Genomic DNA, 21,289 nt, shown 5'->3' on the forward strand with positions numbered 1-21,289 from the left:
TGTTTGCTATTTAATATAGCGGAATTACATGAAAACGTCTAGTGCATGAAGCCTAATTTCTAACTCAATTAAGTTTCTATAGGGATAGATTTAACGTCGCGAATCTTTGCTGTAATACACCTCTCCTGTACGAGAAACAGTATTCCATTTCTTTCGGTTAATAAAATAGAATATTGTTCCAAGGACCATGAAAACTGCAACGCAAAACCTAAAAATGATTATATCTGCAATTATTGTTAAAAAGAGAGACAACGCATTCTTTTCTTCAAATCTGCCTCCCTGCAGTTTATATAAATATAAAGCCAGCAAATTACTTGTAATACTAATGATACTTATACACACAATATAAATTAAAATAATTATCAATGAACCAACTGAAAACTTAACAATAGCCAAATATGAAAGATAAAATAAGCTAAACATTGTAAACCCTACGCCTAAAAACGTCGTGTCTATAATGAAGAAAAATGGTAATGCACCTTTAAAAAATCGCTTAAACAAAGAGCCTGAGTATAATAAAAAACAATCCACATAAGCCTTATGCCATCTGATTCTTTGACTGAACAAATCTCTCCAGGTGGCAGGACATTCTGTATAAGCAATTGCATTTGGAATGTATACTATCCTCTTCCCTTTATTAGCCATTGCATACAATTGAAATTTAAGCGTTATATCCATGTCTTCTCCAATCGTAACCCGGTATCCCCCCAGTTCCAATAATAGAGATTTCCTAAACACACCGAAAGTTCCTGATACTACATTTAATGCATTTAAGCGAGATAAGGACGCTTTTAAAATGATGAAACCTTTCAAATAATCCATGATTTGCAATTTGATCAGCAACTTTAATTTTCTTAATTGCATTTTTCCTTTAGTGTACTCTTGACTTTGTAAGATATTAACGGTGCCGCCGCCTGCAATAACACTATCATCTGTATAGACTTCATTAACAATCGGCAATGCACCTTTGTCCAATAAAGTATCGGCATCCAACGTGACAATTAGTTCATTTGTTGCAAAATTTATACCGGCATTGAGTGCATCAGCTTTTCCTCCATTAACTTTATTTAAGACAAATACATTTGGATAAAGAGTTGATTCATATATATTCATCATCGGTTGGTGAAAAATTGTTTCCTCATAATCTTTATTGATTTCAACCAACTGCAACTTTTCTGCTAAATTGATCAACGTGTCATCAGTTGAACCATCGTTAATGAATATATATTCTAAATTGGGGTATTCAGTGAGTATGTTGTTTATGCTTTGTATTGAGGAAGTAACGGTGTTTTCTTCGTTAAAGCAAGGTACTAAAACCGATATACCTTGTTGGGAGGATTGTTTGTTAAGTTTATACTTTATCTGTTTCTTGATTGCCAGAAAGCCATTAATCATATGAAAGGCAATAAAAGTTGCACTAATCAAAATTATAATTAGAATTATCCAATGAAACACTATTTCGTCACCTCTTTCATAACTTTTAAATCCTTGATGACGAAATTTATTGGGAATTTAGTCTTTTCATTCGGTGAACCCGGCCAATTCCCGCCAATTACTAAGTTCATTATTAAATACATTGATTCATTCGGTATTCCTTCTGTTGATGTGAATATGTGTTCATCATCTACAAACCATTTGATCTCATCCTTGTTCCATTCAATGGAATATGTGTGGAAATCTTCGGGGTCAGTCAGCTGAATATTTGTATTCTCATTTTTTAATTTTTCTCCTTCTCTCCAATGATTCACATAGAACGCATAACCGTACTCTTTTCCAACCGCTTCAAAAATATCTATCTCAGGTAAATAATCCTCATCTGTAGCGGATAACCAAACAGCAGGAAATGATCCTGTTGCGTAATCTGTTTTAGCTTTAAATTCAATTTTTCCATACATTAGCTCAAACTTATTTTCTGTAGTGACTTTACCTGATGTATAATTATGATCACGGTAATCTTCATCCTTGCCGATTAAATAAAGACTATTTTCTTTTATTTCTACATTTTCCGGTCGATAATACTGTAATTCAGAGTTATAGTTGATATCCTCATCAATCAAATTCCATTTTGTTTTATCCAATTCAGAAAAATCTTCATTCCAAACTATTAACCATTTATCATCAATTAATTGTTGTTTCTCTTCTTTACTCAAATCTTCATAGAGTATAGGCTCAACGAATGACTGTTTTAATGTTTTTTTATTTTTACTGATTTCCAGATACTCAGAAACGGTCAAAACATTTAACTCACCTTGTTTTTGCTTTTCCGAAACATAGGAAACTATTTCTTCAAAAGATTTCACATCATAAAACATGTCATACTCATCAACTTCATCGCCATATTTATGAGTCATAAATAATAGTGTTGATTTATTCTCAATAGCAGCGTCAACTCTATCTTTTACCAACTCAGGATCTAAGCTGGTTACTAAATTCAGTGTTTTTGCTTCATAACTAAGCTCATAGTTTTCTCCGTCCAATACCGTTCTGGCCCAAAGAAACCCCTCTTCTTTTAAAACCTCCAGTGTTACATCATTGTAACTTCCATACGGATATAGAAACGCCTTTTCACCTCGCGTATATCCCTTATTTTTCAACCACTTTTTAGCCTCTATTATTTCTTCTCTCTGCTTTTCTTTTGATAATGTGCTCAAATCCGCGTGCGTTTTCGTGTGATTTAATAAATCCCACCCTCTGTCATACATTTCTTGTAATTGATCTTCATCTGCATAACCGGGCGTACCGACAGCTTCGCTGATAACTCCGATATTTCCTTTCAACTTATACTTGTCCAAAATCCTATACCCATCTGTATATTGAGTCTCCCATCCATCATCCATAATGAAAATTATATTTGCTGTATCCTCTTTTATATCATTTGGAAGAGAAGTAATGACTTTCTCCTTGGAGCATGCCATTATCGGCAAAAGGAATAAAAAGCATAGTAAATAATATATTATTATTTTCATAAGATTAATTTCTCCATTTTTTCTTTATACTATTTACTATGTATAAGATATGTTCCATACTCTATGTAATATCCGCTTTAACAACCATACAATTTTGGATTATTCTTTTATCATTAACATTTTTAGTATTACGATTACCCTTTATAAATCAAAAAAGAAGCTGATTTAGAGAGGGTACTCCATCAACTTCCTTCTTGTTAGCGATTAATCTATCATAGATAAACAAATAGAAAAGACAGTATAGGGCGTAATATTACGCCTCCATACTGTCTTTATGCGAAATGGTTCTTATTCCCTTAGCCCCAGCGACCGGATTTCCCCATCTCCAGCAACGCCCAAATCACATTAAACATTAACATCGCAACTGTGACCGGAACTGCATGAAGCCAACTTTTCCCATATTTTTGTTTAATGATTGCTACTGCATAGCCGCATGCAAATAATCCGCACATTGCCGCAACCAACATTATAACTAAAATAAAATACATGTTCCCTCTCCCCTTTAAGACTAATCAATACCGTATCTTGCATCTAACAAAAGAATACCACGTTGTGAATTGGATAATAATGAAACCTTTGTGAAATATTTGAATATTATTGTTCGTTTGTAATGATATATACACAAAACCCGTGAATAACTAAACAATATGTTGGTATAAATTATTATTTTCAATAAAAGAAAAGACATCATAGATACAGGAGTTTGATTACAAGTGGATAGAATGAAGAGAGAAAGACAAACAATCAGCCTCATGATCAGTCTATATTGCAAGTCAGAGCATAAGCAGAAGGAGCTTTGCGAGGAATGCAAAAAATTAAAAGATTACGCCTTTTTCCGCTTAGAAAAATGCCCTTTTCAGGAAAAAAAACCGGCATGCAAAAATTGCAAAATCCATTGCTATAAGCCGGATATGAAAAAACAAGTGAAAAAAGTTATGCGCAAAAGCGGTCCAAAGGTACTCGTACATAATCCGTATTATGCCGTCATGCATCTCATCGATAACTTTAGGAAAGCACCTGAGCTGCCAAGAAGAAGAAAAACAAACTGAGAACGTATCCGTTTAAAAAGAAATAAGCAGCCTCTATACACGAGACTGCTTATTTACTATAAAATATCCATCCAAATTTTCACTGCTGTTGCCGCAATTAATATTGCTAAAATGAATTGCAATACTTTGGTGTTCATTTTTCTGCTTATTTTCGCTCCAAGCGGTGCCGCTATGACACTGGCGATAATCATAATGAAAGCTGGCCAATAATCAACCTGCCCTGTCATCACTTTACCGACAGTACCTCCGATGGAAGAAATAAACGTGATTGCCAAACTCGTAGCAATCGTCATTCGTGTTGGAATTTTAAGGACAACGAGCATAATCGGCACCAGCAAGAATCCTCCGGCTGCCCCGACAATACCGGAACCAATACCGACAATTAAAGCTAATCCAGCAGCTAAGCCCTTATTGAACGTAATGTCCTGAAGAGGTTTATCGTCGACTTGCTTTTTCGGAATGAACATCATAACAGCTGCAATTAATGCTAGAACACCGTAGACAATGTTGACTCCTTCCTCAGATAAAAAGCCTGAACCATAGCTCCCTATAAAACTACCAACTAAGATCGCCGCTCCCATATAAACAATGAGTGACTTATTCAAATAACCGCCTTTTCGGAAGCCCCATACCCCGGCAATCGAAGCGAACAATACTTGTACAGCGCTAATACCGGAAACTTCATGGGCTGTAAATGCCGCTATTCCGAATAACTGCGGAATGTATAAAAGCATCGGATACTTAATAATTGAGCCACCAACTCCAAGCATTCCTGATACGAATGACCCGATAAAACCGATTAAAAAGATAACGATGATAAAAGTAAAATCCATGCTATGTTCCTTCTTTCGGCAAAGGGATACACGATACCCCTTACCCTATTTTTAAAATTAAGAGACAGGGGCCTCTATAAAGCTAACTTCATAGACGTCCCCTTCATCATTAAGCTTTTTGGATTAAAAATCTTAATACGCCAGCATCTTCTGTTTGTTCAACAATTGTATGGCCGCCTTTACTTGCCCAAGCTGCGAAATCATTCAATGCGCCTTTATCAGTAACAAGCACTTCCAATACTTCACCTGAGTTGATTGTATCGATTGCTTTCTTCGTTCTAACGATTGGCATTGGACAAGCTAAACCTTTTGCATCTAATGTTTTTGTAATGTTCATTTTTATATTCTCCATTTCATTGTTTAATAATGTTGTATTTTTCACGATAAAAAAGGACCGGTGACGGTTTTTCTCATTGTCTAACCTTACACCTGCCATGCTCGGAGGCCTACAGGATGTAGGTCACATCGGCGTTGCCACAGGACGTGGCGTCTTTAGCCGATGTTCATTACTTACTGCCTCCCCCAAGAAACCAAAACCGGGTTTCTCGTTCGGTTCGTCTTAGTCCTCCCGCATGGCTCCTTTTTGAACGAGGTACATCAGAGTAGCGTGATCATGTTCAAAAAGGACCGGTGACGGTTTTTTTCATTGTCTAACCTTACACCTGCCATGCTCGGTCCTAAGCCACCCCGCCCAAGAAACCAAAACCGGGTTTCTCGTTCGGTTCGTCTTAGTCCTCCCGCATGGCTCCTTTTTGAACGAGGTACATCAGAGTAGCGTGATCATGTTCAAAAAGGACCGGTGACGGTTTTTCTTTCAATTAACGTACCGCACAGCGGTTTGGACCGATTTCCATTTCTGTTTGCTGGTCATTGTCAGGCGTAATTTTACCCATATTGACATGACGGATTTCTTGATAAGCATTTGGCTGAGGAGGCAGATTTTCTGTTACGATTGAACGGAATTCTTCTTCATCTGCAATATTTAAGCCGTGGTTTTCCGCAAACAGATTACCAAGACGTTTTGCAACTGTGCCATCTTCGTTTAACTCATCAATAATCATAAAGTGAGCTGGCAATACGATTAAGTCTTCCGCTAGTTCACGGTAACGTCTATACAATGTTTCGCGCAGGTCGCCTACCCAGTCTTCTGCTAAACCAGCAAGGTCCGGACGGCCGATTGAGTCGATGAATAAAATATCACCTGTAAGCAAGTATTTTCCATCAATTACGAAAGATGTTGAACCGATTGTATGCCCCGGAGAGTATAGCGCTCCAACTTCAATTTTTGATGAACCGATTTGAACAGTCAGACCATCTTCAAGTGGTGTGTATTCAAATACCACTTCTTCAGCATCTTTAGGAGGCAAGTAATACGTTGCGCCAGTTGCTGCTGCGATGTGACGGCCACCAGAAATGTGATCAGCGTGTAAGTGCGTATCGAAAACATGTTTAATTTCAACATTTTTCTCTTTTGCAAAATTGATGAATACATCTGTGAAGCGAACAGCATCAATAATCGCCGCTTCTCCTTCTGAAATCGCCATGTATGATAAGCAACCTTTTCCTAAGCGAACGAATTGGTACAGCTCACCGCCGCCAGCCAGATCTCCGACTTTAATCGGCTCTAAATACATACTCCAAGATTTCATTCCGCCTTCTAAATAAGCAACTTCGCGTCCTTCATCCGACAGCATTTCCGCCACCATGATGGATGATCCTTCTTTCGCACAAACCACCAAAACATCTTTGTCAGTCGGGATTTTAGGCAAAATTTCTTCTACGCCATCTAATAGCTCAAAGTACGGGATATTCAAATATTCGAATTTATGTCCATCAATTTTCCAATCTGCGAATGCATCTTCATTACGTACATCTATAATGAATAGTTCTTTATTATCAATTACTTTTCTCGCTACATCTGCTGCTGTCCATTTGTTTACTGTCATTTCCTTATGCCCCCATAGGTATAATTTATTATAAATTTTTTAATAGAAGTCTAGATTATTAGAAAGTTAACGTTGGTGCTGCGTCTTTCGCAAATTCTAAGAATGTTACAGCTCCGCCTACATCAATGCCATCAACAAAATCTTCTTTTGTTAATCCCATTACATCCATTGTCATTTGGCAAGCGATGAATTTCACGCCAAGATCTTGAGCCATTTCTATTAATTGTGGAACTGCCGGTACATTAGCTTTTTCGAACCCTTCCGCTACTGCTTCTCGGCCTGCTGGCACCTGTAATCCGTGCATCCCTTGTTTATGGATCAGATTCAAACCTTCAAATGTGAAGAAAATTGTTACTTCACTGTCTGAAGCTGCTGCGGCTGTTGCGATATTGAATACTTTATATGCACTGAATAAATCTCCATTACTTGCGATAATTGCTACTTTGTTTGCCATGATTAATTTCCCCTTTATTAAACGTTTTTTGTTGTTTCGCCTGTCCATGAAGTCATTCCTGGCAAGACGTTGTATACATGCTTAAACCCTTTATTCACCAATTTTTGCGCTGCCAAGTCGCTGCGTTTGCCTGTTCGGCAAATGACGTATATTTCTTGATCTTCATCTAGTTCAGACAAACGGCTCTCTAGCTCACCCATCGGTATATTTTTGGCGCCGGCAATATGGCCAAATTGATATTCAGCTTCTTCACGTACATCTAGTATTAAACCGCCGGACTCTGCACGAGAAATAATTTCTTCATTAGATATTGTCTGTTCAAATGTTTTTTCAGTTAAAGTATCATTGCTGCATTTGCGGATATAGTGATATAAGACATCTCCATCTTCTACTGTACCGATATATTGATGGCCAACTGATTCTGCCCAAGCTGCCAAATCTGCTTTTGAACCTTTGTCAGTTGCTTGAATTTCTAAAACTTGACCATCGACTAAATTTTGCATAGTTTTTTTTGTTTTTACAATTGGCATCGGGCATGCAAGCCCTTTAGCATCCAGTTGCACATCTGATTTCATTTCATGACCTCCATACCTCAGAGGGTATAATATTTTTTAAAATTTTTTCTAGTGCCATTTAGTTGCTAAGGTTTTCTAAATGACATGCAACATCTCGATTGACTCGAGTAGTAGCGATTACATTTCATCTAGTTTCCTCCCTAATAAGCATTCATACCACCGCGAACATTTGTAACTTTTTCATAACCTAGCTTTTTTAATTGTTTACATGCTTGACTGCTGCGCATTCCGCTTTGGCAAATGACCACAATTTCTTTATCCTTCGGCAGTTTCGAGAAGTCAGAGCCGAGAGGGATGTTTTTAAATTGTTTAATGTTGCGTCCTTTATATTCTCTTTGGGTCCGGACATCAACGAATACTTTGTCACGATCATTCAAAATTGTTTTTAACTGCGCTGTTGTAATTGTGTTTACTCCTTTTGCCGATCCCATCCGCAAAAATAGGAACAATACAACAACAACTGCCAAAATTAATACTGTTTGCATAAAAACCCACCTTCTATGAACTTTTCATATAGTATGACAAACCTGTTTTTATACCCAATAGGGTATATTTATTTTAAAAATAAATAGTCGGATAGATAACTATTTCACTCGACTTTTTTAGAAAACTTACTATGTTATTTTCTATTTTCAGTATACATATAGAGGTATGTGCTGTCCATTTGTATGCTTGCCGTTTATTTTCTGTATATAGCTAACTTGCCTTGCTGTTGATTACAGACTTAATAATATACCCCTGCAGGTATAATGTCAACAAGAAAATTTCATAAAATCAAAACTTTTTAAGAAAAGCCATCGTTCGTCAGGAATGATGGCTTTCACTATAGGCAGGACAATAGTTGAGGAAAAGCTCAAAGTTTTCCCCGATGAGATCATTTGATACATACTTTAAACCTTCATGTCTAATAGATTCCGGAATACCGGAATACGCTTCGGCAATAGCGGCGATTGTATTGCTGTCTCCACCAATGGAGATCGCATTGCGGATCGCATCTTCAAGGCTCGTTGACTCCAGAAATGCGACAATCGCTTGCGGAACAGAACCTTGACAGGAATTATCAAAACAGTAATGCATGCGAATATCATCAAGCTTGAAGTCCAAGTCATAATAATTATTTTTAATATGATCCATTATTTCACCCTTATTTTTCCCCATTCTCACCAGATAGATGGCTGAAGCAACTGCTTTCGCTCCCTTAATGCCCTCCTCATGATTATGCGTCACTTCCGCAGATGCGATTGCTAACTGCTCTGCTTCCTCTAGCACGCATAGCGGAACCATTCCCATAACTTCCATACGGCTCGGAATGTGGACTGTTTAATCAAATTCTAAATGCATGACCATAACCGGCATGCGGATACTTCCGTCCGAACTTTTGCATACTGCTGACCAATTCCTTTTTAAATAGATTAATATTTTTTGAATCAATGTAAGAAAAGAGCGCTTCCGCAACTGCACAAGACATAACTGTATCGTCTGTCACACGGGAATCCGGAGTAAAAAGCGGGAAATCCTTTGTTTTAATATGACTATGTTTCGGCTCATAAATTGAACTGGCTACATCTCCGATAATAGTACCTAACATGGCAAACTGACCTCTTTCAGATTAATCTCTTTACGTTTCATTTATACACTTTTTACAGTGAGAACAATCACAACAAAAATCAATACTTCCATTTACATTTTTACAATAAATTGGTTAAATAGGAGAAAAGACGGGGCGTGAATGACATGAATAAAAAACAGCGACTCATTGCAGCAGCTATTATCATTTGTATTTTTGTTGTATTTCAATATTTCAAATTGAAACCATACTATTTTGAGCAAAGTTTTTCTGATGTAGGGAAAGCTCCTTTAGAGGACATGGATTCCGTGGATTCTTATGATTTATCAGACAGCACTTCGACCGGTGAAAGCAGTGAATCTTTTCATTACAATGAATCAGGCAAGCAGGAATTAATAACTCTTCTTAAACAAATTACAGTACTAAAAGTGCAAGGTGAACAAATCCCGGAAATAGTTCCACAGCACTCTGTAATTTTCTCCCACCCGATATATGCAAGTAAAAACTTTTGGTTTGATATCGGCAAAGACATCAAAACTGGCAAAGAGTATATAAGATATTTTGAAAGAAATGGAGAAGACAGCTATTATTATATTAAAAATGAAAATATACATATTCTTGATGAACTGGATAAAATCAGCGAAAATGAAAGCTTCATAAATGATGATCTATAATATACAATTAAAATAAAACAGCTATCCAAAAGAGAGAAATCTCTCAAAGATAGCTGTTTTATTTATAAACTCGGCAAAACCGTATACGTATTAGACTGGCCAACTCCGACTATATTAAAATAGGTTGTTTTATTGTTAGGGAATTTGACTGCGTAAGAGATTCCGCCGCCATTATCACGGATACCTGTGATTTTTACCGTACTGGGTACCGGGACACTGATTGCGGTCGCATTATTCGTTAAAATGATTTTCTCTTTGACAGGCACCCCGTCAATTAATACGGAAACTTCATCCAAGTCTTCGGCATTAAAATCCCAAATGAGCATACGTGCTTCTCCGCCGTCAGGTCCGGCACTGCTTACTTCAAAGTTTCTCGCCTCAATACTCGCATATGATTCATCCATAAAAATTTGCTCGCCGGCGCTTGTTGATGTGCTGACCCTGTTCGCAACAACTTCTTCCGCTGTCCCCTCATCCATTGAACTGGTGACGAAAAAGCTGGATGCTATTGCGATTACTAAACAGAAGATCGCAATCCACTTGATAGAGTCTTTCTGCTTTGATTGATGCGGGACTAATTCCACTTCTTGATTAGATTGTTCCGATTCCCACGATTCAATTTGTCCGGCATCGTGCTTAGTCTTTCTTTTTCTTTTTTGCATCATTTATCACCTTTACAATTTGTGTACTTTATAGCTGATTGGATATTTGTAATACCAATATGATAAGTAGGCTCTTGCTGCTGCGATGCTGATAACCGACAACGTAATCGCAATTCCCTTGCTGAACATTTGGCTGTCTGCCCATAAGTTTGCAAATAAGAGAGCTGCTTCGATGCCGACTAACATAATCAAACACATTTGGAAAAATGGGATGAGAACAGGAAATTTCTCATATAGCCATTTGAGCCTTGAATATTTGAACGATAGAAATAACATAAAGCCGACGAAGCAAGTGGCGCCCATTCCGAGCGCAGACTTCGGTGCATTGAACTTATATACATCCAACAGCACATCAAACTCCATTAACGGTCCGAAAACCACAACGATTAAAATCATCGGATAAAGTAAATAGTATAAAATCGCGCCTGCGATTGCAAAAAGTTTCCTCATGTTCAATTCCCTGCTTTCTCGAAATCTTCCGGACTGATAGTAGTCAGTTGCTCAACAGTCGGCTGACTGATTTGGCTGACACGTAAGGCATGCGCTCGAATGGCCGCCTCACAAACATTGCGGGCAAATCGACCGTTCCCTGCATTTTCAACTTTCATGCCATCTTCGAAAATAGCAAGCAATCTTTGTTCAACCCCGCTTGAAGCATGGAAGCCTTTCTTCGATAAGAAACGGAAACTGATCTGCACCAATTCCTTCGCGCTGTAATCCGGGAATTCGATAATATTCGGAAAACGGGAACGAAGACCGGCATTCGATTGTAAAAATTGCTCCATATCTTCGCTATAGCCGGCTAATACGACAATAATATTATCACGATGATCATCCATGAATTTCACAATCGTATCGATTGCTTCCTGACCGAAATCATTGGCGCTTCCCATCAACGCATACGCCTCATCAATGAATAAGACGCCGCCTAATGCACTCTCCAATACTTCTCTCGTTTTCAATGCAGTTTGTCCGACATATCCGGCAACTAAGCCAGAGCGATCGGTTTCAACAACGTGATCAAGCTTGATGACACCCAATTCTTTCAATCGTTTTGCTAAAATGCGGGCAACCATTGTTTTCCCAGTACCCGGATTTCCTTTAAAAATCATATGAAGCGATTGAGAACCTAAACTCGGCAGTGATAACTGCTTACGCATATTCTCAATTTCGACTTGAGCTGATAGAGTGCGGACAAATTGTTTAACCTCGTCCATTCCGATGACAGAATCGAGTTCATTGAGGGCATTTGTCTCCGCTTTTACAGGCTGCAGATGGAAATCTTCTACTGTCAGCACATTCAATTGTTCAATAGGTAAATCCGGATATTCGGCAATTCGTATCGACTGATTGCGAATCGCTTTCTCTATCGTATTGCGCACTAAGCGGCCATTTCCGCTATCATTTCTTCCTGGAATCTGTTTTTCCTCATAATACGGTTTTAACGCTGCACATACGGACTCTTCCAAAATAAAGCCTTTTGAATGCGCTTGAATGTCCGTCATTTGCGCCAATTGGTCCGCTGTATAATCCGGGAATTCAATATTGAGCGGAAAACGCGATGCTAATCCCGGATTTACTTTCATAAACTGCTTCATTTCTTCTGTATAACCGGCTATGATGACAACTAAGTTCTCGCGGTGATTTTCAATTAAGCGCACTAATGTATCTATCGCTTCTTTACCGAAACCGCCTTGTCCTTCATCAAGCAGCGTATATGCTTCATCAATGAATAAGACGCCGCCTAATGCACTTTCCACCACATCTGTAGTTTTCGCAGCTGTTTGCCCGACATATTCAGCAACCAGTTGCGTGCGGTCCACTTCGACTAAATGACCTTTTTTCAAGACGCCCATTTCTTTTAACATGTTTGCCAACAAGCGAGCAATTGTCGTTTTCCCCGTGCCCGGATTACCCGCAAACACCATATTTAATGTTTGTTCTTTTTTCGTATGAATACCCGCTTCTTTTCGGCGTCGGTCAGCCAGCAATTGTTTTTCCAATGTAAGTACAAAGTTCTTTACGTTATCCAAACCAATAATGCCGGAAAAAGCCTCTTCTAAACTGAACACAGCTTTCTCTCCGATGCCAAAATCACTCGCCACCAGCATATTGGTATCTTGTGCATTTGACTCGATAACTCGGACAGATTGTTTTCTAATCGCTTCTTCTAACAGATTTCGAACAAGTCGGCCGTTCCCGCTATCATTTCGGCCAGGTATTTGTCTTGCTTCAAAAAGTTCCAACAATCCTTCATACGCTTCTGGGTCTACAGTATAATCACGTTGCTTTGCTTGCAGTTCCATCATTTGAAGCATATCCTTCGGCGTGTAATCCGGGAATTCGACAATTAAAGGAAATCTTGAACGCAAACCTGGATTTGACTTCAAGAATGTTTCCATTTCATTTGTATAGCCTGCCAAAATGACAACTGTATCATCGCGGTGATCTTCCATTCCTTTCACCAAAGTATCAATCGCTTCCTGACCAAAGCTATCATGCTTCTCACGGGATAGCGTATATGCTTCGTCTATAAATAAAACGCCGCCTATCGCTTGCTTTATCGCCTCATTCGTTTTAGGCGCTGTCGAACCGACATATTGCCCTACGAGATCTTGTCTGGCAACTTCGACCAGCTGCCCTTGAGAAAGCAGCCCCATCGCTTTTAAAGTACGGGAAATCAAACGGGCTACCGTCGTTTTCCCTGTACCGGGGTTTCCGGTAAACACCATATGCAACGTCATTGGAGCTGTTTTATCGCCTTGCGCTCTTCGTTTTTCCTGAAGCTCAACAGTTTTCAGCAATTCTTGAATGAACGTTTTGACTGATTGTAGACCGATTAAACTGTTCAGCTCATTCATTACATCTTCTAATGTTTCTTCTTGAACGAGCGCTATTGATTTTAACAGAATATTTCCGTTACGACTGCTAGCTATTAAATCATTTTGTTCCATTTTGATGACTACAGCATCACCGCTTGAAAGCTCTCCTCTAGCCCGGGCATCCAGCAGCAACTCGAAAAACTCTTTTTCTACTAATTCTTCAATCGCTTCGCCATACCGTTTCGTCGGCAAAATCCGTTTCGCAAGCTCGATGAACACTTGTGGTTCAAAATCGATTGCAACTTGCGCTTGCGCATACAATCGATTCGCAGCGTTCGTCAGCTGTGCATGTAAAATGCTGCTTAGCGTATCAACGTCCAACGCAGATGTAATCGCAAAAGAACGGACTTCCCGCAACAAGGCCGGTGAAATTTTCTCAGCAATAGAAACAGGTATTTGCCGGTCGACAACTTTCCCCTTTGCATCAGCATCACTATACAACAGTAAGAAGTAATCGGACGCGTTCACAACGATGCCTTGCGATGTTCTGAAATAACCGTCTTTAAATAGTTTTGTCACATATGATAAAATCTCCGATTGCGCCTTCTCAAATCCCGAGAAGCATACGGTTCCGATTCCGTAACTGAATGCAGACGAACAATCAACGATAAAATTAGTATGGACATCGTTTTCTCCATATTGGCTTAAATCAATCATCGAAAATCGCTTATAAGGAACCAATTTTTTACGATATAAAGCATCTATCAATATCGTTAAGCTACGCTTCTTCCCTGTCCCGGCAGGCCCGGCCAAAAGGATTGTATTTTGGACTGCTCCCTTTTCTCTCGCTAGAAACGCTGTTTTAAAGCTGACGAGCAAGTCGTCAATATATCTTTCTTGAGAGATTACTTTGCGATTTAATTCAAGTTTAATTTCATCAAAAATAGCATCTAATTCTTCATTTGATTGATTCAAACTTAAATTTTTGATGCCTTTTTTCGTATCTTGAAGCACTTCTTGCATCGCACCCGTTGTTTGCGGCAAGTTATGATTGGAACCCGGCATATTAGGTGCTAACCCCGGAGAAGTTACAGCTCCTCCTTGATTCATCTGCATCGTCGCAGTTTGTTTTTGCTGATTGCCTTTAAAACCATGCGCCTTTATAAAATCAAACAATTGGACTTCCGGAAATATAATCCGCATCCATTTCTGAAAACTCATTTTCTCACCCTATCTCTGCTTTCATACTTAAGTACTAAAAGTACCAGTCTATCTTCCTATCTTATCATAAAATGTTACAAAACTTTCATTATCACCTTCTAAACTTACTTTACTAATAATGTATTTGCAGGAAAATTTTATTGCAATATAAAAGAAGATTGAGAAACCTAACTCACCCTCAATTCTCTTTATCTAACCCTCCCAAAAATTACATATTAAACAAGAAATGTTTGATATTGTAATTTTCGTTTTGAGTAGTTATATTTTATATGCAAAACTATTAGCAATGGAGGGAAAGGAAAAGTGAAAAAACTATTTATAAGTTTTGCTTTATTATCAGTTTTACTTCTTGCTGCTTGTGGCGATAGTGAAAAACAAAGTTCTTCAGGGAATACTAGTGAGAATTCCGGTAAAGTTCTTTCAAATGAAGAATTTGTTAAAATGTATTCTGATCCTGCTAAGTATAAGGGAGATAAAGTTGATTTCTATGCTCGTGTGTTTACTGAACCGGAAAAAGATGATGAAGGCACATACCTGCAAGTATACGCGGAAGATAATAGCGATAGAAACACGCTTGTCGGAATAAACGATCCTGACTTAAAAGTTAAAAACGATGATATCATACACGTTGTAGGAACAGTAAAAGATGTATTTGAAGGTGAAAATTTGATGGGCGGTACCATCGTTGCACCTTTAATCGAAGCTGAGTCTATTGAAATAACAGACTATGCTACAGCATTCGCGCCTGCTCTGAAAACAATTGAAGTTAACAAGGAAATCGATCAACACGGTTATCTACTAAAATTACAAAAAATAGAGTTAGCAGAGAATGAAACAAGATTATATGTTAATATCACTAACAACTCAGATGATGAAATTTCATTCTACACATTTAATTCAAAAGTTGTAATAGACAACAAACAGTATGAAGAAAACAGTGAATTAAGCTACAATTATCCGGAAATTCAATCAGAAATATTACCGGGAGTTTCTACAGAAGGTATTATTGTATTTGATTCTTTCCCTGAATCAGCAACAATAAAAGTGTTTTTTGAAGGTTATTCCGATAATTATGACTTAGACTTCACTCCTTTTGAATTTGAAGTAACTTATTAATGACAAAACCACCCGTTATCACGGGTGGTTTGTTATAGATTTAAAATCCTTTATATCATCATGCTTAATATAAATAAAACTAATTTTTCCACCCAAAATCAAAATAATTCCGCTTCAACAACTTCGGCTTTGCCATCAATTCCTCATAAGTGAGCGACTTCTCAATGTTTTTCGTATCAATAATAAATAAATGATTTTCAATATCCTTTGCCACCATCTCATCTTGATAGACTGCTCCACAATACTCGCAGGAGAAGGACGGAACTTCTCTAATTTCGATTGCCTTCGTTCCGTCCGGCAATTCCCAATAGACAGTATCCTTAATTTGTGCAGGTTTAGGTTGTTCGCACCAATGACAAGTTTCCATTTTAGTCGTCCCCCTTTATCGGTTGGATTGCTTTCTTTTGCTCGGCTTGGAATTTCTTCTCCTTCAGCTGATCGCGTTTTTCACGTTTGTCTTTTAAAGAGGCATGTTCCGGGTTTGTTTCGTATTGCTTTCGTTTTTGAATGCGCGGCAGGTTGTCGGGAACAAGATTCAAACGCTCATCATGAAGCAAACCGGAAATGCCGGTTTCTTTTTTAGCTGGTGCGCCGTAAATACTTTCGAAGTATTCATCCGCCAGTCCCGGCGTATAGTTTTCCGGCTCCGGATATGTCGTAATGACGCCTTCAAAATTACGAAGAACGGTCTTGGAAGGACTTTGCGACAGAATATAGTTTGGCTGCAATGCGATTTTCCCTCCACCACCAGGAGCGTCGCAGACGAAAGTTGGTACAGCATAGCCACTCGTATGCCCTCGCAAACCTTCGATGATTTCGAGTCCCTTTAAAATAGGCGCTCGGAAATGGCTGATTCCCTCTGACAGATCACATTGATAAATATAGTACGGTCGGACCCGAATCTTAACGAGGTCGTGCATCAGCCGCTTCATAATCGGAATGCTATCGTTTATACCGGCCAATATTACGGCCTGGTTGCCGACCGGGACGCCGGCATTGACAAGTTTTTCGCACGCTTCCTTTGCTTCCTTTGTAATTTCGATGCTCGTATTGAAGTGAGTATTGAGCCAGACCGGATGGTATTTTTTCAATATCTCACATAAATTATCGGTAATGCGCTGCGGGAATACGACCGGTGCCCGTGTTCCGATACGGATAATTTCAACGTGAGGAATTTCCCGCAAGTTTTTCAATATATACTCCAAAATCGTATCGTTAATAAGCAGACCGTCTCCTCCTGATAGCAGTACATCACGAACTTCAGGAGTTTCTCTGATGTAGCGAATAGCATCGTCCAGTTGTTTCTTCGGAACGCCCATGCCGATTTGCCCGGAGAAGCGCCTTCTTGTACAATAGCGACAATACATCGAGCATTGATTTGTCACTAGAAACAGCACCCTGTCCGGATAGCGGTGCGTCAAACCTGGTGTAGGCGAATCTTCATCCTCCTCAAGCGGGTCTTCCATATCGTATTTTGTTTTATACATTTCCTTTCCGATCGGTACTGATTGCATCCGAATCGGGCAACGCGGATTATCTCTGTTCATTAATGAAGCGTAATAAGGAGTTATATTTAAAGGTATTGTTTTCGTGGATATTTTGACGCCCTCTTCTTCCTCAGGCGTCAAATTAATGACTTTCTTTAAATCATCTAAAGTGCGGATTGTGTGTGTCAACTGCCATAGCCAATCATTCCATTGCTCATCAGTGATATCCTTCCAAAGCTCAATCTCTTTCCAATGTCTTTCCGGCTCATATAAAAAAGATTTCATGACATTACCTCCTCGCTTATAGAAGGTAATAATGCAAGTATCGTGCCAACTTATAGATTTTTCATTTTATATTGCAATGTTTGCCGAGGAATTTTGAGAAGTTTTGCCGCCTTCAGAACATTGCCTTCCGTCTTTGTGAGCGCCAATTGGATTAATGTTTTCTCTGTTTCCTGCAGCGCTTCCCGAAGCGGCGTTATCTCTTCAATTGGCAGCTTTCTTTTTTCCGTAAAAAACACAGGCAAATCTTCCGGCAGCAGCACCGGAGAACTTGCGACATTCATCATATGCTCGATACAATGCTTTAGCTCTCTCACGTTCCCCGGCCACGAATGAAGTTCTAACTGTTTCATTAAAGGTGCTGAGATCGTTTTAGCGTGTTGTCCGCTCGTTTTCTTGAGCTGATCGATAAAATGATATGCAAGCAAGGCAATATCATTCTTTCGTTCCCTTAAAGGAGGCAAATGAAAGCTCGACACATTCAAACGATAAAATAAATCAAGACGTAATTTTTCCTCCACTAGCGCTTGCTCGGGGTGCATATTCATAGCAGCGATGACACGCACATCTACAACATTGCTTTTCGTCGAGCCTATGCGACGAATGACCCCATCCTCAAGAACCCGTAACAATTTCGCCTGCAAACCGGGACTCATCGACTGGATTTCATCTAGAAACAATGTTCCGCCGTCAGCAAGCTCAAATAAACCTGCACGGTCGATTGCACCAGTGTAGCTGCCCTTCGCCGTGCCAAATAGTAAACTTTCAAGTAGCGTTTCCGGCAATGCAGCGCAATTTTGAGCGATAAATGGCTTCGCTCTTCTTGTCGATGCATTGTGAATACCTTGCACAAACAACTCTTTCCCTGTCCCGCTTTCCCCATAAACCAATATTGGGGACTGCGACAATGCAGCTCGCTTACCTTTAGCAATCACTTCAAGCAAATCGCTATCATCGGTCAAAATGTGTTCAAATGTATAATGCGCTCCAGTTGATTTCCTCTTTTGCTTTGTAGGGATTCTCCGGTATTCTAACTCCAGCAGACGTTCAATCAGTTTGCGGAGCTGGGTAAAGTCTTTCGCAACTTCTACCGCACCAACTAATTTATTCTTTACATAAATCGGCACCGTCGTGTTCACTGTATCAATCGTTGCTCCATGAACATTGACGTATGTTTGACTTTGATCGACAAGCGGCTTTTCGCTTTCAATCACTTGCAGCAGTGTACTGCTATCTTTTGTCAATGAAGGAAATACCTCGAGCACATGTTTGCCAATCACTTCAGAAACCTTCATACCGTCATGAGCGGCTGCAATATCATTGTAAAAAATCGTCCTGCCGTCCAAATCAATCACATGAATGCCTTCGTCGATGACCTTTAAAATTGCTTCTAAAATTTCTTTTGAAATCATTTCATTTTCCGGCACTATTTCACTTCCTTTTTAATAAAGTCTATGAAAAAGTGCCGGAAACTTGTCATCAATCGCCGGATTTTTGGCTCTTCAGTAATTTCACCCATACATTCATATCTTCAAGTCCTTCGGAAATGATGCAGTTATTGGCTAATCTACCGCGATATTTGTATTGTAGCCGGTAGAACGCAGCATTCATGCCAAACGAGCGTGAGCGGGCGATACTATATAAGCAAAAAATATGCTGACTTGCCAATTCATTTTCAAGCTCCCCCAGCAAACTTTGGATCAGTCCATATTGCCGATATTCCGGCAATGTCGCACAATCAGTAATTTCTGCATTGCTGTAATGTTTATTGATTTCGCCGCACACGGCACTGATTGCTTTTTCCCCATCAAAGTAAGCGAAAAATACATTTCCGCTCTCAATCGATTTTCGCACATAGCCCTCATCGTTCATCGGAACGGGGTACACAGTGAACACTGCGTCATACAGCTGCGCCAAGCGACCACTGTCTTCAGAACCGCATTTTTTTAGCTGCAAATGAGATGGAATCGGAGGTTTCGGCTCTTTTTTTTCGGCCGTTTTTTCCAAAATCCTCGCCAATGTCCGATCATCTTCTGCCCACGTATCGCTTTTCCGGCGCTCCGCAGTTAAATACATGCACATAAAGTACATCGTATTTCCCGAAAAATATTTATCGACCATAGCTTCCAAATTAAAGCCCTTTTCGATAAAAGCAGACAAATCCTCATTTCGTGCTTTAATAATTAGCTTTTCGCATTGCCATTCTTCCGTTTTTTGTATAGCCGCTTTAATCACTTCACGGGCATCGCCGTAAAAATCATCGACTCTTACTCTTTTATTATAGGAATCTTTTGTAATGTTCCATTTGTAATTTTCGGTATGTTCCGCATATGTTTTCGGTAAAATAGACATGCCTTTCACTCCTCCGCGTTTATTTCGCACCAGTCAATAACACTGCCTGCAATAATAACGGCAGCTGCCAGCACATCATCTATTAAAATGTATTCATCAATGTCATGAGCTTTCTCTGTAACACCCGGTCCAAACACAACGACTGGAATATTTGCAACAGTAGACAAAATACCCCCATCCGTTCCCCAAGGCGACGCTTCTATAACCGGCTCTGCTTTTTTCTCCAGTTGATAGTTTTTGCTAATTGTTCTCATAAGCGGGTGGTTTAAATCAAGCCTTCCCGGCAACCATCTTGCTCCGTACCATTCGAGTTCAACCGGTTTGCTGCGGAACCAGTCATGTGTTTCGTTCAATTCAGCTATTTGATGTTCAAGATCTTTTTGCGCTTCCTCAATCGTCTCATAAGGCGATACTCCAAATCGGCCTTCCAAAACAGTCAAATCCGGCACCGATGATGGCCAATTGCCGGTTTTACAGACACCAATATTAATCGGAATCGGTATCGGCACGTTTTTGTACAATTTATCCTTTTTCAGCTCTTTATTGCGCATCGACTCCAATTGCTTAATTGCTTGAATCACGTCATATGCCAAATCAAGGCTGCTGACTCCTTCATAACGAGTGCCGCCATGTGCCAATCTCCCTTTTATATGGAGTCGGAACCACATTGAGCCTTGCTGATACGGAAACAGCTTCATGCTTGTCGGCTCAGGAATTATAGCACCATCTGCCTTATAACCTCGCAAAACAGCGGCGAGCGTCCCTGCTCCTCCGCTTTCCTCCTCTATGACACTTTGAAAAATAACGTCTCCCTTCAATAGAATTCCAGTCTTAATAATCGCTTCCATCGCCAAAAGAAGCGCCACATTGCCACCCTTCATATCTGTCGTGCCGCGGCCGTAAATTCTTTCATTCTCTTCTACCCCGCTAAACGGAGAAACATGCCAATCTGCTTCATTTCCTTCCGGGACGACATCAATATGCCCATTCAAGATGAGTGATTTTCCGCCTCCGCTTCCTTTCAAGACAGCTACCATATTAGGATTGCCTTTAAACTGTTCACGGTCGCAATGAAAACTTGCATGAGTTTTCAGCTTCGGGTCCTCATCCAAATCCCACAAATCAATTTCAAGACCCAGTTGCCGGCACTTTTCCACAACAATCGCTTGCGTCTTGCCCTCATTGCCTCTAACGGACGGCTGCTGAACCAATTGCTGCAGCAACTGAACAGCGGCCTTCCTCTGACTGTAAATATACGTTTTTATTGTCTCTTTGACGTTCAT

Annotated in this window: 22 protein-coding genes; 3 read left to right on the top strand and 19 right to left on the bottom strand. The window is 39.6% G+C overall.

All coding sequences use genetic code 11. The features are described 5' to 3' along the window. Positions 1 to 90: 90 nt before the first annotated feature. From IEO70_RS15895 to IEO70_RS15905, 3 genes are all read right to left on the bottom strand, one after another. Positions 91 to 1,455 (bottom strand): glycosyltransferase, encoded by a 1,365-nt coding sequence (locus tag IEO70_RS15895; protein ID WP_190999355.1) that lies wholly within the window; start codon positions 1,453 to 1,455, stop codon positions 91 to 93. Then, positions 1,455 to 2,966 (bottom strand): family 16 glycosylhydrolase, encoded by a 1,512-nt coding sequence (locus tag IEO70_RS15900; protein WP_190999356.1) that lies wholly within the window; start codon positions 2,964 to 2,966, stop codon positions 1,455 to 1,457. The genes IEO70_RS15895 and IEO70_RS15900 overlap by 1 nt, the downstream gene beginning before the upstream one ends. A gap of 296 nt (positions 2,967 to 3,262) precedes the next feature. Continuing rightward, positions 3,263 to 3,454 carry a hypothetical protein gene (locus IEO70_RS15905; RefSeq protein WP_190999357.1) on the bottom strand — a complete coding sequence of 64 codons (192 nt, stop codon included), beginning with the start codon at positions 3,452 to 3,454 and terminating at the stop codon, positions 3,263 to 3,265. 225 nt (positions 3,455 to 3,679) lie between these two features. Between IEO70_RS15905 and IEO70_RS15910 the strand changes: the two genes are divergently transcribed. Then, entirely contained in the window at positions 3,680 to 4,015 is a 336-nt protein-coding gene (locus IEO70_RS15910; protein ID WP_190999358.1) for a nitrous oxide-stimulated promoter family protein, read from the top strand. Between the two features lie 56 nt (positions 4,016 to 4,071). On the opposite strand, the gene IEO70_RS15915 is transcribed toward IEO70_RS15910, so the two are convergent. The 8 genes from IEO70_RS15915 to IEO70_RS19890 all read right to left on the bottom strand — a co-directional run bounded on the left by IEO70_RS15915 (position 4,072) and on the right by IEO70_RS19890 (position 9,411). Continuing rightward, on the bottom strand, positions 4,072 to 4,848 hold the full coding sequence (locus IEO70_RS15915) for a sulfite exporter TauE/SafE family protein (protein ID WP_190999359.1): 777 nt from the start codon (positions 4,846 to 4,848) through the stop codon (positions 4,072 to 4,074). A 109-nt stretch (positions 4,849 to 4,957) separates the two neighbouring features. Next, positions 4,958 to 5,185, bottom strand: a complete 228-nt coding sequence (locus IEO70_RS15920; protein WP_190999360.1) for a sulfurtransferase TusA family protein — start codon at positions 5,183 to 5,185, stop codon at positions 4,958 to 4,960. 481 nt (positions 5,186 to 5,666) lie between these two features. After that, positions 5,667 to 6,794, bottom strand: a complete 1,128-nt coding sequence (locus tag IEO70_RS15925; protein ID WP_190999361.1) for an MBL fold metallo-hydrolase — start codon at positions 6,792 to 6,794, stop codon at positions 5,667 to 5,669. A 58-nt stretch (positions 6,795 to 6,852) separates the two neighbouring features. After that, positions 6,853 to 7,248 carry a DsrE/DsrF/DrsH-like family protein gene (locus tag IEO70_RS15930; RefSeq protein ID WP_190999362.1) on the bottom strand — a complete coding sequence of 132 codons (396 nt, stop codon included), beginning with the start codon at positions 7,246 to 7,248 and terminating at the stop codon, positions 6,853 to 6,855. Positions 7,249 to 7,265: 17 nt separating this feature from the next. Further along, positions 7,266 to 7,823: a sulfurtransferase TusA family protein gene (locus tag IEO70_RS15935; protein ID WP_190999363.1), complete on the bottom strand. Its 558-nt coding sequence runs from the start codon at positions 7,821 to 7,823 to the stop codon at positions 7,266 to 7,268. 140 nt (positions 7,824 to 7,963) lie between these two features. Further along, positions 7,964 to 8,308, bottom strand: a complete 345-nt coding sequence (locus tag IEO70_RS15940) for a rhodanese-like domain-containing protein (RefSeq protein WP_190999364.1) — start codon at positions 8,306 to 8,308, stop codon at positions 7,964 to 7,966. Positions 8,309 to 8,627: 319 nt separating this feature from the next. Beyond that, the gene (locus IEO70_RS19885) at positions 8,628 to 9,122 is read right to left on the bottom strand and encodes an ADP-ribosylglycohydrolase family protein (RefSeq protein WP_328820948.1); all 495 of its coding nucleotides are present in this window, start codon (positions 9,120 to 9,122) and stop codon (positions 8,628 to 8,630) included. Positions 9,123 to 9,147: 25 nt separating this feature from the next. Further along, positions 9,148 to 9,411: a hypothetical protein gene (locus IEO70_RS19890; RefSeq protein WP_206711626.1), complete on the bottom strand. Its 264-nt coding sequence runs from the start codon at positions 9,409 to 9,411 to the stop codon at positions 9,148 to 9,150. 146 nt (positions 9,412 to 9,557) lie between these two features. Between IEO70_RS19890 and IEO70_RS15950 the strand changes: the two genes are divergently transcribed. Continuing rightward, positions 9,558 to 10,064, top strand: a complete 507-nt coding sequence (locus IEO70_RS15950; RefSeq protein WP_190999365.1) for a hypothetical protein — start codon at positions 9,558 to 9,560, stop codon at positions 10,062 to 10,064. Between the two features lie 62 nt (positions 10,065 to 10,126). On the opposite strand, the gene IEO70_RS15955 is transcribed toward IEO70_RS15950, so the two are convergent. The 3 genes from IEO70_RS15955 to IEO70_RS15965 are packed head-to-tail and all read right to left on the bottom strand — an operon-like array spanning position 10,127 to position 14,769. Continuing rightward, the gene (locus tag IEO70_RS15955) at positions 10,127 to 10,729 is read right to left on the bottom strand and encodes a hypothetical protein (protein WP_190999366.1); all 603 of its coding nucleotides are present in this window, start codon (positions 10,727 to 10,729) and stop codon (positions 10,127 to 10,129) included. Positions 10,730 to 10,738: 9 nt separating this feature from the next. Next, positions 10,739 to 11,176, bottom strand: a complete 438-nt coding sequence (locus IEO70_RS15960; RefSeq protein WP_190999367.1) for a hypothetical protein — start codon at positions 11,174 to 11,176, stop codon at positions 10,739 to 10,741. Positions 11,177 to 11,178: 2 nt separating this feature from the next. Continuing rightward, the gene (locus IEO70_RS15965) at positions 11,179 to 14,769 is read right to left on the bottom strand and encodes an AAA family ATPase (RefSeq protein ID WP_190999368.1); all 3,591 of its coding nucleotides are present in this window, start codon (positions 14,767 to 14,769) and stop codon (positions 11,179 to 11,181) included. A 303-nt stretch (positions 14,770 to 15,072) separates the two neighbouring features. Here IEO70_RS15965 and IEO70_RS15970 point away from each other — a divergent pair, with 303 nt between their 5' ends. Continuing rightward, positions 15,073 to 15,885: a DUF4352 domain-containing protein gene (locus IEO70_RS15970; protein WP_190999369.1), complete on the top strand. Its 813-nt coding sequence runs from the start codon at positions 15,073 to 15,075 to the stop codon at positions 15,883 to 15,885. Positions 15,886 to 15,964: 79 nt separating this feature from the next. Here the strand turns inward: IEO70_RS15970 and IEO70_RS15975 are convergent, their stop codons facing one another. The 5 genes from IEO70_RS15975 to IEO70_RS15995 all read right to left on the bottom strand — a co-directional run bounded on the left by IEO70_RS15975 (position 15,965) and on the right by IEO70_RS15995 (position 21,289). Next, positions 15,965 to 16,252, bottom strand: a complete 288-nt coding sequence (locus tag IEO70_RS15975; protein ID WP_190999370.1) for a YokU family protein — start codon at positions 16,250 to 16,252, stop codon at positions 15,965 to 15,967. Position 16,253: 1 nt separating this feature from the next. Further along, complete coding sequence (kamA, locus tag IEO70_RS15980; RefSeq protein ID WP_190999371.1) at positions 16,254 to 17,657, bottom strand: lysine 2,3-aminomutase; 1,404 nt, start codon at positions 17,655 to 17,657, stop codon at positions 16,254 to 16,256. A 50-nt stretch (positions 17,658 to 17,707) separates the two neighbouring features. Then, a complete protein-coding gene (locus tag IEO70_RS15985) occupies positions 17,708 to 19,066 on the bottom strand; it encodes a sigma-54 interaction domain-containing protein (RefSeq protein ID WP_190999412.1) in 1,359 nt (452 codons plus the stop codon). Between the two features lie 67 nt (positions 19,067 to 19,133). Beyond that, entirely contained in the window at positions 19,134 to 20,006 is an 873-nt protein-coding gene (ablB, locus tag IEO70_RS15990) for a putative beta-lysine N-acetyltransferase (protein ID WP_190999372.1), read from the bottom strand. Between the two features lie 5 nt (positions 20,007 to 20,011). Next, on the bottom strand, positions 20,012 to 21,289 hold the full coding sequence (locus IEO70_RS15995) for a peptidase (RefSeq protein WP_190999373.1): 1,278 nt from the start codon (positions 21,287 to 21,289) through the stop codon (positions 20,012 to 20,014).

Source organism: Peribacillus faecalis (genome assembly GCF_014712675.1).
Classification (GTDB): domain Bacteria; phylum Bacillota; class Bacilli; order Bacillales; family DSM-1321; genus Bacillus_AD; species Bacillus_AD faecalis.

Excerpts from the sequence above, each read along its gene's own strand:
- IEO70_RS15960 (WP_190999367.1), bottom strand. The coding sequence starts at position 11,176 with ATGAGGAAACTTTTTGCAATCGCAGGCGCGATTTTATACTATTTACTT.
- IEO70_RS15940 (WP_190999364.1), bottom strand. The coding sequence starts at position 8,308 with ATGCAAACAGTATTAATTTTGGCAGTTGTTGTTGTATTGTTCCTATTT.
- IEO70_RS15900 (WP_190999356.1), bottom strand. The coding sequence starts at position 2,966 with ATGAAAATAATAATATATTATTTACTATGCTTTTTATTCCTTTTGCCG.
- IEO70_RS15920 (WP_190999360.1), bottom strand. The coding sequence starts at position 5,185 with ATGAACATTACAAAAACATTAGATGCAAAAGGTTTAGCTTGTCCAATG.
- IEO70_RS15975 (WP_190999370.1), bottom strand. The coding sequence starts at position 16,252 with ATGGAAACTTGTCATTGGTGCGAACAACCTAAACCTGCACAAATTAAG.
- IEO70_RS15905 (WP_190999357.1), bottom strand. The coding sequence starts at position 3,454 with ATGTATTTTATTTTAGTTATAATGTTGGTTGCGGCAATGTGCGGATTA.
- IEO70_RS15915 (WP_190999359.1), bottom strand. The coding sequence starts at position 4,848 with ATGGATTTTACTTTTATCATCGTTATCTTTTTAATCGGTTTTATCGGG.
- IEO70_RS15930 (WP_190999362.1), bottom strand. The coding sequence starts at position 7,248 with ATGGCAAACAAAGTAGCAATTATCGCAAGTAATGGAGATTTATTCAGT.
- IEO70_RS19885 (WP_328820948.1), bottom strand. The coding sequence starts at position 9,122 with ATGGAAGTTATGGGAATGGTTCCGCTATGCGTGCTAGAGGAAGCAGAG.
- IEO70_RS15935 (WP_190999363.1), bottom strand. The coding sequence starts at position 7,823 with ATGAAATCAGATGTGCAACTGGATGCTAAAGGGCTTGCATGCCCGATG.
- IEO70_RS15955 (WP_190999366.1), bottom strand. The coding sequence starts at position 10,729 with ATGATGCAAAAAAGAAAAAGAAAGACTAAGCACGATGCCGGACAAATT.
- IEO70_RS15965 (WP_190999368.1), bottom strand. The coding sequence starts at position 14,769 with ATGAGTTTTCAGAAATGGATGCGGATTATATTTCCGGAAGTCCAATTG.
- IEO70_RS15995 (WP_190999373.1), bottom strand. The coding sequence starts at position 21,289 with ATGAACGTCAAAGAGACAATAAAAACGTATATTTACAGTCAGAGGAAG.
- IEO70_RS15985 (WP_190999412.1), bottom strand. The coding sequence starts at position 19,066 with ATGATTTCAAAAGAAATTTTAGAAGCAATTTTAAAGGTCATCGACGAA.
- IEO70_RS19890 (WP_206711626.1), bottom strand. The coding sequence starts at position 9,411 with ATGTTAGGTACTATTATCGGAGATGTAGCCAGTTCAATTTATGAGCCG.
- IEO70_RS15925 (WP_190999361.1), bottom strand. The coding sequence starts at position 6,794 with ATGACAGTAAACAAATGGACAGCAGCAGATGTAGCGAGAAAAGTAATT.
- kamA (WP_190999371.1), bottom strand. The coding sequence starts at position 17,657 with ATGAAATCTTTTTTATATGAGCCGGAAAGACATTGGAAAGAGATTGAG.
- ablB (WP_190999372.1), bottom strand. The coding sequence starts at position 20,006 with ATGTCTATTTTACCGAAAACATATGCGGAACATACCGAAAATTACAAA.
- IEO70_RS15950 (WP_190999365.1), top strand. The coding sequence starts at position 9,558 with ATGAATAAAAAACAGCGACTCATTGCAGCAGCTATTATCATTTGTATT.